We start from the raw sequence: 13,984 nt of genomic DNA, 5'->3' as shown, positions 1-13,984 counted from the left end.
ATTCGCTTAGTTCAAAGCGACAACTACAGAGTTTTCCTCACCGAAAGGTGTGGCAACGTAAGCGTCCGCATCCCAGTCGTTTTCCCAGGTTTCCCCGTCGATCAGGTAACGGAACTCATAGGCTTTACCAGTTTCCAGCTCAACCAGTGCTTTGAAAACACCAGCTTTGGCTTGTTTTTTCAGGGGAATGGCTTTGGTTACATCCCAATCGTTGAATTCACCTACCAGGCTTACTTTTTTTGCTTCGGGAGCAGCCTCCAGTGGCAGGGTGAAAGTAGCTTTACATACTGGTTTACTTTTCAGGAATTGTTTCTTGATCATGGTATTGCTCTTTAAAGAGTTATCGGTTAATATGAATAATACGATCTCATTACGGTGCCTTGACGGGCAGCGTCTGTAAGACCGGTATACTTTGGATTAATGGATAAATACGCCCGGCGTTCTACGGAGAAGCGTCTTACTTCTTCTTGCCTCCTTTCAGTTCCGCCTGGAGTTTATCCAGTTTTGCCCAGTCACCCTTGGCAGCCAGTTTAGCCTGCTGCGGCCAGGTGGTAGGATCGTGCATTTTGTAGCGGGAACCGGCGGCAGCCAGCGTTTCCTGCAGGATCGCTTTTTTCGCCTTGCTCAGATCGGCATACGTATGGATACCCTTGGCATTCAACAATCCGGCGATCTTCGGTCCGATACCTTCGATCTTTTTCAGATCGTCAGCTACCGGAGCGGTTTTTTTTACCGGAGCAGCTTTTACCTTTTTAGGAGCGGCCTTGGTTATTTTTGCTTTTTTAGCGGCGGGTTTGGCTGAAGCTACTTTCTTGGCGCTCTTTTTGGCCTTGGGAGCAGCAATTTCAACCGACTCGATGAAGATCACACTGTTTTCAACACCGTAAGGGGTAGGATAGTAAGCGTCTGCTTCCCAATCGTTCACCCAGGTCTCGTTATCCAAAAGATAACGGAATTCGTAATGACGGCCGGTAGCCAGTTCAACGGTAGCTTTGTAGCCATCCTTGCCGGATTTCATCGGCAGGCCTTCTTTCCAGCTCCAGTTATTGAATTCTCCGAGTACTTTTACTTCTTTAGCTCCATCCACAGCTTCTTTGGGGAGTGTGAAAGTCACTTTACAAACGGGCTTGTTTTTGGAATACTGTTTTTTTAACATTAGCCAAGGTTTTTTGTTGCAGGACCGTAAGTGTGTTTGATACACTAAGTTTTAAATCCATCGCAAAGATATTGCATATTTTATTGATTTTCAACAATGAATGAGAATGACGGACAAATCCGCCAGGTAAGCAGTTCGGTAAAGCAGCGAGAAATCGGAATAAAATCAGATAAAGTACAGGTGATCAGAATAGAATTCTTCTTGCATCCGTTTGTGCCAAAATAATCGTACAATTAAAAAAATGTGATCTGAACGTAAAAAAATATGCTGCAGTAGCATTTAAACGGCCCAATCAGCCGGATTGGCGGCCAGATCTTCAAAAAGTTCACAGAATTCGCCAACGTTCCGACCATCCACCAAAGCGTGGTGAACCTGCACGGACAGCGGTATCCGACTGATTGTCCCCTCTTTATAAAATTTTCCCCAGGTAATGCGGGGTACGGAATCCACCGGGCTGTAGTGCATGGCGTGGGTAAGCCCCGTAAAGCGGAGCCAGGGCAGAGAAGAAAGGAAAAGATAATCATCCCGGTGGGCTTCATCTTCGAAAGAGGGATCTTCCTGCATCCGGTCGATAGCACTGCGCACTGCTTCCACAAACTGTGGATAGGCCGGCTGGTAGTCCACATAGCAAAAGCTGAATACTTCCGAAACCTGGGTCTGTACGGTAAAGGAGGGATGCACCGCAGCGTGTTCGACGATCTCTTCGCCACGAATGCGCTGCCGGAAGCAGGGAATGCTGTTGGCCGCACGACTCACCAGATAGACCAGCGTGGAAGTAAAATGGAGCCCCTCCTTTTTAATGGCATCCAGCGTATCACTAATATCCGCCTGAATACAGACATTAAAATGAGGTTGGTCCATATTCCGGAAAAAATCAAAATGTTTTTGCCGGTGAGCGTCTTCAAAAACGATCTTTCGCATGATGGGCTTAATCAGTTGGTCCTAAACGTAAAAATCGAACTATTCTGTCAATTACGAGCATTTAGCTGCAATAAGCCGCGAAGAAATACGGTAGGTTTGTACAATCAGGCATCGGATTTTCCACTACCGACCGCCAGACCGTTGCGCCACTTGGACGGCGACATGCCGGTCTGGTGTTTGAAAGCCTGATTGAAGGTCGTCTTGTTATTGAATCCCACCTGATAGGCGATCTCAATAATATAGGTTTGCCGGTGTGCTTCTGAAGCCAGTAGCGTTTTAGCCTCCTCGATCCGGTATTCGTTGATAAACTGATTGAAGGTTTTACCGTAGTGCTCATTGACGGCCTGGGAAAGATGATGGGGTGATATGTCCAGCTTATCCGCCAGATCGTTCAGACGCAATTCATTGTCCCGATAGGGCTGGTACTGCTCCATATGTGCTTCCAGTCGCTCCGCAATGGAAACCAGTGCGCCGGGCGTAAGTGAGGAGGTGCTGTATTTCGCGGCCGAAGGTTTCTCTACTTCCCTATCTGCGGTCGGACCAGCCAGGCTATATTCGCGGTAACCGATACAATAGATCGCACCGGCCATCACCAGGGAGATCAGGTAATCGTGCTCGATCCGGAAGAACGCCATCCGCACCAATATATAATAGGAGACAAAAGCCAGTGTATACAAACTGAAAAGTGAGCGCAGCAGGTTCACCCGTGAGACCAGCATCCGGCCTTTGCGCTTATGTCCGTCGTTCAGGATCCGGCGACTGTACCAAAAAACCAGCACCGCGTACAGCAGCAAGTGGGCCATGATCAGTTGGGCCGAGATCAGCCAGGTCAGTCCCCAGCGGTGCAGAGGCGCGACGATCAGCTGGTGGTCCTGCATCTCGGTCTGTAAGGTGGAAAGCGGCTGAAAATAAGCCGGCAACATCAGGCTCAGTACGATGCCCGGCAGTAAAAAGTGAACCCACCGGTATTTCGTAAAGCGCGGGCTCGCAGCCAGGCCGTCCAGATAAAAGAGCAAAAAGGGACCGATCAGGTAAGCTACGGCCGGATAGATCAGATTGAAGGGCGGGAATTCCCAGTTGTAGCGGGTCCAAAAACTCACATTGAAGATCAACAACAGGGAAAATGCCAGGATCAAAGCAGCCAGCCAACTATTGGAAAACTGCCCCCTACGGTACTTCTGAAAAAGCAATGCCGCCAAAAAGAGTCCCTGCCCGGCGGCCAGCAGGAAAACGGAAGTCCAGGTGTCCAGTGATGGTGCGGTAATTTCCATACGATACTCAGCTTACACGAGTTGATCCTGAGAACGGCCATCGTACCGTGCCGGCCGTATCGGAATAATTTCTGAATAATCGTTGGAAAAAGTACAATACCTCCGCCAGAAAACGGCAGATCCATCCGCTTTTTTTTGACGTGCTTTCGACCAAATAGAGATCTTCGGCCCTAATACTCCAGGGCAATCCCCAGGGAAAAAGTCCGGCCGTCGTAAATGTTTCGCCTGGCTACCAGCAGATCAGTGTAGCTGTGGAAAGCGGCCGTCAGCCGCCAGTGGTCGGTCAGGTGGTACAGCAAATTGAACTGGTAAGCGGTATAGGTCGTTCCCTCGCCGTACAAAAATGAAACACTGCTGTTTACTTCGTCCGACAGGCGGTCCTGAACCTGCAATTTCCCGATCAGCCACAGGCGATCGAAGAACAGATGCCCGGCCTCTATCCCACTCTGCCACTGATGCGTAAATCCCTCCGTGCGATAGTTGATCGCACCGTACCAACTGGCGTAGGTTGTACGGCCAATGGACTGGGAGATCGCCAGCGCCGAACGCACATTCCACTCCCCATCGCTGGCCGGCAAATTGATGCGTTCCCGAATACCCAGTTCATTCACTTCTTTGGCATTCGCAAACAGGCGGCCGTCATCCGTTGGGACTTCTACCGCCAGACTGAAAGCGATGGGGATCTTTTTTGCGATCCCGTATTTCACCCCAAACTGCAGATCACCGATCCCGGCTACCGTCTCCGTTACATTGAAGTTCTGGAGTTTGAGTAGCGGCAGGTTGACGATGGCGGTCAGGCGATCACTGATGCCATATTCGCCGTAGGCATTCAGTGTATAATTGCGGAAGGTGTTTCCAATATTGAGGTTGCCCGCCGTAGAATAATAGCGATCGGATGCAAAGTACGACACCGTCGTCTGAGCGTACCAGGCTCCTTTCGCTTTTGTCCAGCCGCTTTGGGCATTCAGTACCGGGTACAGCAAGCCGAAAAAAAAGAGGAATGAAAATAATGGCTTCAACATTTGAGGAAAATTTACCGGAAGGCAGCAGTTGCCTTCCGGAATTATTTAGTGCAGGCTCCGGCGGTACAAATAGCCGGGAAGCGTTCCATTTGGTTTTATCATTGGGTGGTCGGCGATCTTGCCGTCCTAGCTATTGCAGCGGGGCGTAGCCGAAGGGGATATTGGCGGATCCGCACCAGAGTATAACGTGTGAGAACTGACTGGCGACGGAACTGCTGACCCTGAAATAGTTTTCACCGTTCTGACTAACGGCTCCGATCAAACGCAGGTCCGGATTACCATTACCGGGATCGGGTTTAAACTCATCGGAAGTGGAGAGATATACACTCACGGTGCCGGTGCCCAGTTCGGTTGTAAATTCATTGTTAAATCGCAGGAAAGTGTTGCCGTCTTCATCGGTGCCGACTGCAGCCATTCCGGTAGTGGGCGTACCGTTTTGGGCAATAAAGTCACCGGAACGATCCGTCATAAATGCGCCAACGGGTTGGCTGGAGTCAATGATCTGGGTATCTCCGTCTTTTTCGCAGGCTGTGAAAGTAACACCCAGTACCAGTAATAAGGAAAAAAAGAATGCTTGTGTTTTCATGATCATTTTCGTTTGATAAGCAATAATTAAGAAGCGCGGAGGTGATGTCCTCCTGATGCTTACAAAACTAAAGCTGAGGTATTACGAGACGATCACGAGCTTATGACAAAAGTATCACAATGCGTATAAATAACTGTATCTCAGATACATACAAACATACACCTAATAATTAAAGGGCGGATTAATGTCCGTGCCATGACATTGTAATTCGATCCGGCGGGAAATATTTTTGAGCTAAAAAGGTAAGCGGATGAGGTAAATCCGGGAGATGAGTGCGAGAACGATCGTTCGGGTATAGGCAAAAAAAGCCCCCCTTCTGTCTGCTTTGAAGGGAGGCCATCCCAAAAACCGATTTAAGTATACACTTGAAAACGGTTCTTGTGAATCACATACAATCCAATCGCCTTAATCTTTACGATGCCAGGCCTAAGCCCGGATCGCATTATATTTTGATCACTAAAAGTCCCACTATCGAGCGGGTCGATACAGTGAATAAATTCGAAAATAATGGTAGTAGTGAAAAGCCTCTATCAGGTTGGTGTGTAATGTAGATATGCTATTGTACGCAGTGAATTAGGGAAGGTTTCGAAAATCGAAAAAAAATATCTGATTTATATATATTTTTTTCCAAACTATTTAACGCTGCAATTCATAAATACTCAGGCATCCGAAAGTGACTTTCGAAAGCCGTACAACCTGGCAAAAGGCAATAATTTCAAGATTTGGAATGTAGAATAGCTCTTGGTATGGGAAACGAAACCAGGTGTGCCGATATTGCATAAGGCTTGAAGGAGGGGAGGTCAAAACTTAAATAATCGGCTTTGGTATAGCTTCCGCTTGTGCATACAAATATAGTGAATTATTGGGGATCGTAAATACCCCATTTTAGGTATTTTAGTTACCCTCCGCTATTAATTTTTCTCCGCTTATTCGCAGCGGATCGCTCTGATTTTAAAAAGGCCTTCCCCCTCTGTCTTCTTTCGAAGACGGAGGGGCTATTGGGTATCAATCCGAAGATAAACACCCAAAAAAAGGCCATCAAATAACTACACCAATATCTTTTATCTTAGAACATGAGTAAAATCCCGTCCATTAGATACAAACGGAAACTTAAACCTGTTCCTGGAATATGCAGCAAGAATTGTACCAAACCCGTGAAACCGGGTCATTTTGCAATAAAAAAGCCCCCTGATCTTCCAATCAGGGGGCTTTTTTAGTTTTAAGCAGTATTTATCCTATCCTACCGTCGGTTATCGGTGTTACCGAATGTAATGCCGATAGTCACCTCGTGCGCACCGGAATGGTACTGCTGAGAGTCCTGGAAGGATACATCATAAGAGTAATAGAGGTCCAGGCCTTCCAGTTTGGTGCCCAACAGAATGCCCATAATACCGAGCGTGCGGTAAGACAATCCGGCGATCAGCTGATCTTCCAGAAAGCGGGCTTTGAGGTTGAAGTCCATCATAACCGTTTCGGTGGTATTCCGGATCTGGCGGATCGCCAGTGAAGGCTCCAGTTTCGCATTCAGGTCATACAGCTCGAATTCGTGACCCAGCACGAAAGTGTAGTACTGAAATACGGAAGGATTTTCATCCGGTGTAACGATACCGTCCAGGCGGTTTCTTACCAGGTTATTGAAAGTCAGACCGGCAAAGGTCACTCCACCGCGGGATTCATAGGAAGTATACAAGCCCAGAGTTGCATCGATGGTGCCCCGTCCGTTCGCGTAATCGCCGATCGTGCGGTCACCACCCTGTACCGTGGCCGCTGCTACCGCTTCGGAGGTCAGGCGTGCCTGGCGCAGTTCGGCCGCAAAGCCGGTGGCTACTTTCCAGTTGTCCTGCAGGTTGAAGCGGAATCCGAAGTTGAGCTGGACCCGGTTGTTGATCAGGTCAGCCGCCTGGTCGGACTGCACATTCAAGCCAACGCCGAAAGCATTACCGATCGGGCCGTTGTACAACAGAGAGTAAGTTTTCGGTGCATTGGAGAATCCGGTCCAGGTAACCCGGGCATTCACCTGTAACTGATGCAGTTCCGCGAAGCCGGCCGCTGCCGGGTTCAGCATCACGGGATTGATCAGATAATGTTGGTTGATGGCTTCTTCCTGTGCGGAGAGGCTCCAGAAAGAAAGCAGGCATATAATGAGTACGAATAAATTTTTCATAGGAAAATCGGTTAATAGTTTTGGGAAATGTGGACTATTCAGCTAAGATCGTGAGTGAACCTCGCAATTGGACTTCCTCACCCGAAGCATTATCGGTGTATTCCAACACCCAATAATAAGCGCCCTCGGGTAGTGCTTCACTGGAGTTTTCTTTGTAACCCACAAAGCACTCTCCACCGTACTGTGTACAATCGTAATTGTCCGCCTGATACACCAGTTCTCCCCAGCGGTTGTAGATCTTCAACCGGTTCTGCGGATACTCATCAGAGCAGAAAATGATAAAGGCGTCGTTCAGGCCATCACCACCGGGGGTGAGTACCGTACGTGTAGAAAAGCAAGGTTGAGTCCGGTCCCGTACGATGCCACTTGCCTGTGTCGGCAGACATCCCAAAGCATCCGATACTTCTACTATGTATTCGCCCGGACACAGATTCGTGATCATGTTTTCCGTGCGATTGTTAATATTAATCCATTTGTAGCTGTAAGGCTCCTGTCCGCCGCTTACCATTACCCGCACTGAACCATTACAGTCAGAGCCAAGCTCGTTGGTAGCCGGTTCGGTCATCACCGTTACCTCCAGTGGAGTCGGTTCTCCAACGGCGAAAGTTTGTACCGCCGAACAGTTGTTCCGGTCGGTTACCGTCACCGTATAATTACCGGCGCCCAGGAAGTCGATCTCGTTGCCGAAGTCATTATTGCTCCAGCGGTAGATGTAGGGTGCCGTTCCACCGGTAGCGCCCACTACGATCGCACCGTCACGCTCTCCTTCACAAGCTACATTTTTCACATTGAGTTCCACTACTTCCAGCGGCAGTGGTGCCGGTAGCGTAACGGGGATCTCGCTGATACAGTTGTCGTCGATCACGCGCAGGGTATATTCTCCGCCTACAGCGTTGTTCAGCACGGCAGAAGTGCCCACAACACCGCCGTCCAGCAACCATTCGTATTCTACCATTCCTTCCGGATTGGTCACGATGGCTTCCAGGATACCGTCGGCTGCATCCACACAACTTACTCCGAAGCCGTTGTAGTCAGACTCTACGCTGGCCTGAATTCTCAGACCGGAAGTAGTCGCTACGGTGTAGCTGCGGCTCAGTTTGTTGCCGGAAGCTTCGGTGATCTCCACGTAGTAGGTACCTTCACCCACACCGGAAAGATCTTCGTCGGTAGAAATGATCTGTCCGCCCTGTGTTTCGCGCCAGGCGAAAGTATAACCGGCTTCGGTATTGCCACCGGTAACCGTCAGGTCAATGGTCGCATCCTCTTCTCCCGGACAGGAAACGTTGGTGATCTGTGCCGTTTCGGAGAAAGTCGTTACTACGATCGGGTCGGTAGTAATGGAACAACCTTTACTATCCGTGATGATCGCCGTGTATTCAAAACCACAAACAATGATCTGCTGACCGACCAGTCCCTGGCCGTTCCAGTTCACGGTGTAAGGTGCGGCTCCGCCGGAGATCTGCAGGGTGATACTACCCGTACAGCCACTGTCTTCCGTATCGTGAACGATGATCGCGTCGTAAGTCAGTGAAGTAGATTCGCCGATCGTGATCTGGCGATCTTCGCTGGCACCGCCGGCGTCCGAGATCTCCAGATCGTACACACCGGGAGCAAGGCCTTCCACCAGGAAAGTACCGTTGTTGCTGGTGTAGTTGGAGCCGGCCATATTCAGGGAGTAGGGCTTCACGCCACCTTTCACCTGCAGGCTTACGCTACCGTCGGTATCTCCGGCACAGCCGGCATCCGTTCCGTTCAGACTAACGATAGAGAACGGTTCGTCGGTTACCTGGTAGCATTCTTCAAAAGTACAGCCACCCGCAAAGGTGATGGTCACACAGTACTGACCGATCGCCAGATTGGAGATCGTTTCAGTAGTAGCGCCATTATCCCAAACTAAAGTATAGCTGCCGGCGTCGTTGGGAATATCCAGTGCAATAGCTCCGGTAGTGGAGCCAGGAGCGGTTGTAGTAATGGCCGCCTCGATCTGCAGGGCAGTGCCCGTCACCTCAAAGCTACCGTTGATTGATTCGTTATTAGCGTCCGTCACCGTTAAACTATAGGTGCCGGAAGTGATCCCGCTTAGATCCTGGTCCGTAGAGAATGATCCGTTCGTTCCACTTTTGGTCCAATTAAAAGTGTAAGGACTTACACCACCCTGTACCGTGATGTCGATTCCACCGTTGGATCCGCCATCGCAGGGCTGAGTGATCACAAAATTGCTGATCACCAGTTCTCTTCCGATTCTCACACAAATTCTCTCCGTACAGCCGGCAGCGTCCGTTACTGTCAAGCAATATTCTCCGGGAGTCGTTAGCCCGGTAAGATCTTCAGATGTAGTGGAAAAGCCGTTCGGCCCGCTCCAGCTATAAGAAAATGATCCGGTTCCACCGCTGGCGGTTACACTCACCGCACCGCTACCGCCTTCAGGAATGTTGACGGGTACAGCCGTGATCTGAATGGCCGGGTTGGCGCTTTCCACCGTAAATTGGAAAACTTCGGAACAATTTCTTGCATCCGTAACTGTCAGGCTATAGGTGCCTGCAGACAGGTTATTTTGAGTCAGTACATTATCCAGCAAGCTACCGCTCCAGTCGAGGCGGTATTCCGGAGTGCCGCCGCTAACGGCTACCGTAATGGAGCCGGTCTCATCGGAAGCACAATCTACTCCGACCACAGTTTCTGATACAGAGATCGGTGCACTCGGTTCGGTGATTGCGTAGGGGCCGAAAGCGGTCGTACAGGCATTCGCATCGCTGATCGTCAGTCCGTAGCTGCCCGGAGCCAGGTTATTGAGGGAAGAACTCGTTCCTCCTCCCGGAGACCAGGCGTAGGTCAGGTTGCCGGTACCACCGGAAGCCGTGATCACAATGCTACCGTTATTTTCTCCCACACAGCTTACCTGAACGATATTTGCGTTCACCGTAATGGCGGTAGGCGAGGTAATGGTATAGGTCTCAGTAGTTGACAATCCACTTCCCGTATCCGTAACTGTTACAGATACCGGACCGCTCGACAGGCCGGTAACGGTGTTGCCGTTAGCCGTTCCTTTACTCCACTGGTAAGTGTAGTTGCCGCCACCGTCAACGGTCAGCGTCACACTACCGTCTGTAGTATTGTTACAGGTAGTCGGATTCACCTGAGCATTGGAGATGATCGGTGCCGTACCGGTCACCATATTGACCGAACCCGGACAGATATCGTATTCAATAGCGCCGGATTCTCCGAATTGGCTGAATTCGATCGCCGTCGGGGAATCACTCAGTGTAATACTGGTACCGGTAGTCTGCAGCACATTGAAACAAACCGAAAAGATCACGCTGCCGTCATCTTTGGTCACCCCGGTAGTCGCCTGGTGAAACCAGAAAACGGTGATCTTACCCGGAGAAGGGTTACCGAAGTTCCCTCCGGCTGACATATCGGGCAAGTCGATACTAGAAACATTTTGAAATTCCAGCACTGCCGGATCGTAATTGATCGTAAACTGCAGACCGGTGATGAGATCAAAGTCCTGAACGGTGAAATCGATACAGGCTTCTGTTCCCTGGTCAGCGGTAATATTTCCGAGACCAACTCCGAAACCGGAAAGTTCACAGTTATTGCCACCGGTGCCGCCACCGCCATTCACGGAGCCGCCACAAAGACTGTAGTCAATAGCACCGCTACTGTTCAGGTCGGAAAATTCGATGGCCGTCGGATCATCGCCCAGTGTAATACTGGTTGGCGCTTCATCCAGCACGGTAAAGCAAATGCTATAGATCCGCGTATCATCCGGTAAAGTGATGCCGGAAACGGCCTGGTCAAACCAGAAAACCGTGATCTTACCCGGAGAAGGATTACCAAAGTTGCCTCCGGCGGTCAGGCCCGTCAGGTTGGTATTCGTAATAGATTCGAATTGCAGTACAGCCGGATCGTAGTTAATCGTGTATTGCATTCCCAGCATGTCCGTGAAATCCTGGACCGTAACATCCATACACACCTGCGTGCCCTGGGCACCGCTGATATTCGCAAACTTCAGACCGAATCCGGTAAAGGTACAGTCGGTATTACCACCGCCATTGTTACCACCGCCATCGGAGCCTTCGTTGATCGAACCGCCGCAGGACATATAATCGATCGGTGCACCGGCTCCTTCCTGAATAAACTCGATGGAAGTCGGTGTATCCGTCAAAACTACGGTAGTAGCAGCTTCGTCCAGTACGGTGAATTTTATGCTGTAAATTACGGTTTCATCCGCCAGGGTAACGCCCGTTGCCTGCGGGTCAACCCAGGATACGGTGATCGCTCCCGGAGAAGGATTGCCGAAGTTGCCCACTGCGGACAGTCCGACCAGGTTGACGTTCGTGATCTCCACGAACTGCAGTACGGACTCATCGTAGCCGATGGTGTACTGCATACTCACTAAGTCGGTGAAATCCTGCACAGCAACATCAACGATGATCTCTTCGCCCTGGGCACCGGATAGATCGGAAAATTTCAGCCCAAATCCGGTGAAGGTACAGTCGGTGGTACTTCCTCCGCCGTTATTTCCACCACCATTATCTCCACCGCCGTTATTCCCGCCACCGTCGCCGGTACCGATAGTCACCGTAGTCAGGGTTTCGGAAGCAAAGACGAGGTCCTGGCCGTTGCTGTTGATGATCTCAATACCTGGGGGATCATCGACAAAAGCAAATGAAGTCTCCCCATCAGCTTTAGCCAGATAGTTAATAGTGAAAAGGACCGCTCCGTCCGGAAGGTCCGTATTAATGAAACTAGGATGGTTCCAACTGAAGAAAATTCGGTTAGCCGCCACATTACCCTGACCTGGAGTTCCAATATTATTGGTAGAGAGACCCGGAAGGTCTGCATTCAGGTTGGAAATGGATTGAAACTCTAGGACATTCTCATTCCAGCCAATGGCAAATTGAGCGCTCATAACGCCCGTAAAATCAGCCACGGTTACATTAACGCTTACCATATCATTGATGTCAGCGGTAATGTCTTGGGGTGAGATGTTAAAAGTAACTTGGGCGGAGCTACCTATGCCACACAGCAGTAGTAGCCCGGTTAACAGGCAAGTAAACTTTTTGTTCATCTTAAACGGGATTTGGGATGTTAGGGAATATAATTTATCGGTCTATAAAAACAAGCTTTTGCATTACCCGGAATTCATTAGCGTTTAGCAGACAATAATAAGTCCCGGATTGATTAAAAATTTCCTTTGAAATGGGGATGTTTTGCAGGCCAGCACTTAAAAACTGCTGGTCCTCGTACAACAGCCGACCAGTCTGATCAATGATCTTAATACTGGTTTGAGCTGCTTTTTGCAAATCAATTTTAATTAGGGTGTTTTCGTAGAAAGGGTTAGGTACAGGTGGGTATAGGCTGATTATTTCGGGCGCACTGTTGTAGTAGGTGTTGCTGGTGCCCGTTACATTGACAAAGGCTCCCGAAAAGGTAGCGGGAAGTATAGCGGGCTCTAAGGTATAAAATTCCGAAAATATGGGGTCATCGGTGAATCTCAGGGAAGTCGTGTCCTGAGGTGCGCCAATTACATCGAAACTAATAGAGAAAAGTACAGTACTATCGGGCAAAGTAATTCCCGTCACGGCACTGGAAGCAACCCAACCGAATCCTAACTTTCCTTCCGATTCGGCTTTAACTTCGTTGAATCCACTGAGTTCGTTCAATTCCAGCCCTCCATTTGACGCTTCTTTAAACAGCAGTATCGTAGGATCCCAGTTGACAGAAATACCGAGGCCTCCAACATCAATAAAGCTATCTACTCTTACATCTACGGTAAAAGTAGAACCAGCATCGACAGCAATATCACTAGGTAAATAGCAGGAAACGACTTGCGCTTTTGCATTCAGGAAGGAAACAACTAGTGCCAGGCAAAGCATAAATTGCTTTACAGTAATACGTTTCATATCATGGGATTATGTAGGTCTAAAGCATAGGGCTTTTACGTGCGCTAAGGTACGAAAAAAAGTAAAAAATTAATGTTGTAGCTATTCTTTTTCTCATTCACCGTCAATTATTTGCAAAAAAAGTGGCGGCCTCTCTTACGAGAAGCCGCCACTCTGCGCCGAAGCGCAGATGGAAGGCAATTTAGAATTACCTTCCATCTATGCTAGATGATGATTACTCTACAATCATTGATTTGGTTGCAGTGAAGTCATCAGTAGTCAGCGTGTAGAACAACACACCTGCAGGCAGGTCCTTACGCTCAAGCGTCAGAACGTTTTTGCCTTGTACGCCGGAAGTACGCAGTACTTGCAGCAGTTTACCAGCAGCGTCAGTGATCGTGAAGGTCACGTCAGCAGATTCTGGCAGGTTGTAGTTGATCGTCGTCTGAGAACGGAATGGGTTAGGTGCGTTCTGACCCAGCTCGAAGCCGGCAGATACTACCTCACCGTTACCGAAGTTGATCGCCAGATCCATCAGCTCGTCGTTGCTTCCGTATGCCTCAGCAACCGTTACGCGGCTGTTGATGTTCAATACGTTGCTCAACTCAGCTTCAGTTCTTGCGCGAACTACCAGGGTGAACAGTACCTCGTTGTTTTCAGCTTTACCATCCCAGCTAGTGGTGATGATTCCGTTGTCAACCAGGTGCATACCGAAGTTAGCAGCAGTTGCAGCGCCGTATTCCAGGTCTACCAGCTCAACTTTGTTGTTGTCGAGGGTCAGCGTACCCTGGAAGCCTTGCAGCTTAGCCAGTTCAGCAGCAGTTACTGCTACGCGGTATTCGTTACCGGCTTTCATTGATACGTTCTCTACGTTCAGTGCGAATACACCCTGCTTAGAACGAGTCTCAACAGTCAGTGCGTTTGCTTTCGCATCCAGGCTCATGTCACCAACTTTGATCGCTACGAAGTCTGCGTT

General features: G+C 49.4%; 10 protein-coding genes. All 10 read right to left on the bottom strand.

Going from position 1 to position 13,984, the window contains the following annotated elements:
- Positions 1-6: 6 nt before the first annotated feature.
- Positions 7-321, bottom strand: coding sequence for an isoamylase early set domain-containing protein (locus tag CRP01_RS09145; RefSeq protein WP_099149727.1), 315 nt, complete (start codon positions 319-321; stop codon positions 7-9).
- Positions 322-457: 136 nt separating this feature from the next.
- The gene (locus tag CRP01_RS42245; protein ID WP_170110296.1) at positions 458-1,156 is read right to left on the bottom strand and encodes an isoamylase early set domain-containing protein; all 699 of its coding nucleotides are present in this window, start codon (positions 1,154-1,156) and stop codon (positions 458-460) included.
- Positions 1,157-1,435: 279 nt separating this feature from the next.
- On the bottom strand, positions 1,436-2,077 hold the full coding sequence (locus CRP01_RS09135) for a CatA-like O-acetyltransferase (protein WP_099149726.1): 642 nt from the start codon (positions 2,075-2,077) through the stop codon (positions 1,436-1,438).
- Positions 2,078-2,181: 104 nt separating this feature from the next.
- Positions 2,182-3,348: a helix-turn-helix domain-containing protein gene (locus CRP01_RS09130; protein WP_099149725.1), complete on the bottom strand. Its 1,167-nt coding sequence runs from the start codon at positions 3,346-3,348 to the stop codon at positions 2,182-2,184.
- 170 nt (positions 3,349-3,518) lie between these two features.
- The gene (locus CRP01_RS09125; RefSeq protein WP_099149724.1) at positions 3,519-4,370 is read right to left on the bottom strand and encodes a hypothetical protein; all 852 of its coding nucleotides are present in this window, start codon (positions 4,368-4,370) and stop codon (positions 3,519-3,521) included.
- A gap of 130 nt (positions 4,371-4,500) precedes the next feature.
- Positions 4,501-4,956, bottom strand: coding sequence for a DM13 domain-containing protein (locus tag CRP01_RS09120; RefSeq protein WP_099149743.1), 456 nt, complete (start codon positions 4,954-4,956; stop codon positions 4,501-4,503).
- A 1,240-nt stretch (positions 4,957-6,196) separates the two neighbouring features.
- Positions 6,197-7,120 carry a PorP/SprF family type IX secretion system membrane protein gene (locus tag CRP01_RS09115; RefSeq protein ID WP_099149723.1) on the bottom strand — a complete coding sequence of 308 codons (924 nt, stop codon included), beginning with the start codon at positions 7,118-7,120 and terminating at the stop codon, positions 6,197-6,199.
- Positions 7,121-7,154: 34 nt separating this feature from the next.
- Entirely contained in the window at positions 7,155-12,194 is a 5,040-nt protein-coding gene (locus tag CRP01_RS09110; RefSeq protein ID WP_099149722.1) for a cohesin domain-containing protein, read from the bottom strand.
- Positions 12,195-12,228: 34 nt separating this feature from the next.
- Positions 12,229-13,029, bottom strand: coding sequence for a cohesin domain-containing protein (locus tag CRP01_RS09105; RefSeq protein WP_099149721.1), 801 nt, complete (start codon positions 13,027-13,029; stop codon positions 12,229-12,231).
- 214 nt (positions 13,030-13,243) lie between these two features.
- Positions 13,244-13,984, bottom strand: a 741-nt coding sequence (locus CRP01_RS09100) for a T9SS type A sorting domain-containing protein (protein ID WP_222845680.1), incomplete at its 5' end; no start/stop codon positions are given.

The sequence above is a fragment of the Flavilitoribacter nigricans DSM 23189 = NBRC 102662 genome, from assembly GCF_002646595.1.
Classification (GTDB): Bacteria; Bacteroidota; Bacteroidia; order Chitinophagales; family Saprospiraceae; genus Flavilitoribacter; species Flavilitoribacter nigricans.
The sequence above is the reverse complement of the archived record's forward strand: the minus strand, read 5'-3'. Positions and strand labels throughout refer to the sequence as shown.

Excerpts from the sequence above, each read along its gene's own strand:
- CRP01_RS09145 (WP_099149727.1), bottom strand. The coding sequence starts at position 321 with ATGATCAAGAAACAATTCCTGAAAAGTAAACCAGTATGTAAAGCTACT.
- CRP01_RS42245 (WP_170110296.1), bottom strand. The coding sequence starts at position 1,156 with ATGTTAAAAAAACAGTATTCCAAAAACAAGCCCGTTTGTAAAGTGACT.
- CRP01_RS09135 (WP_099149726.1), bottom strand. The coding sequence starts at position 2,077 with ATGCGAAAGATCGTTTTTGAAGACGCTCACCGGCAAAAACATTTTGAT.
- CRP01_RS09130 (WP_099149725.1), bottom strand. The coding sequence starts at position 3,348 with ATGGAAATTACCGCACCATCACTGGACACCTGGACTTCCGTTTTCCTG.
- CRP01_RS09125 (WP_099149724.1), bottom strand. The coding sequence starts at position 4,370 with ATGTTGAAGCCATTATTTTCATTCCTCTTTTTTTTCGGCTTGCTGTAC.
- CRP01_RS09120 (WP_099149743.1), bottom strand. The coding sequence starts at position 4,956 with ATGAAAACACAAGCATTCTTTTTTTCCTTATTACTGGTACTGGGTGTT.
- CRP01_RS09115 (WP_099149723.1), bottom strand. The coding sequence starts at position 7,120 with ATGAAAAATTTATTCGTACTCATTATATGCCTGCTTTCTTTCTGGAGC.
- CRP01_RS09110 (WP_099149722.1), bottom strand. The coding sequence starts at position 12,194 with ATGAACAAAAAGTTTACTTGCCTGTTAACCGGGCTACTACTGCTGTGT.
- CRP01_RS09105 (WP_099149721.1), bottom strand. The coding sequence starts at position 13,029 with ATGAAACGTATTACTGTAAAGCAATTTATGCTTTGCCTGGCACTAGTT.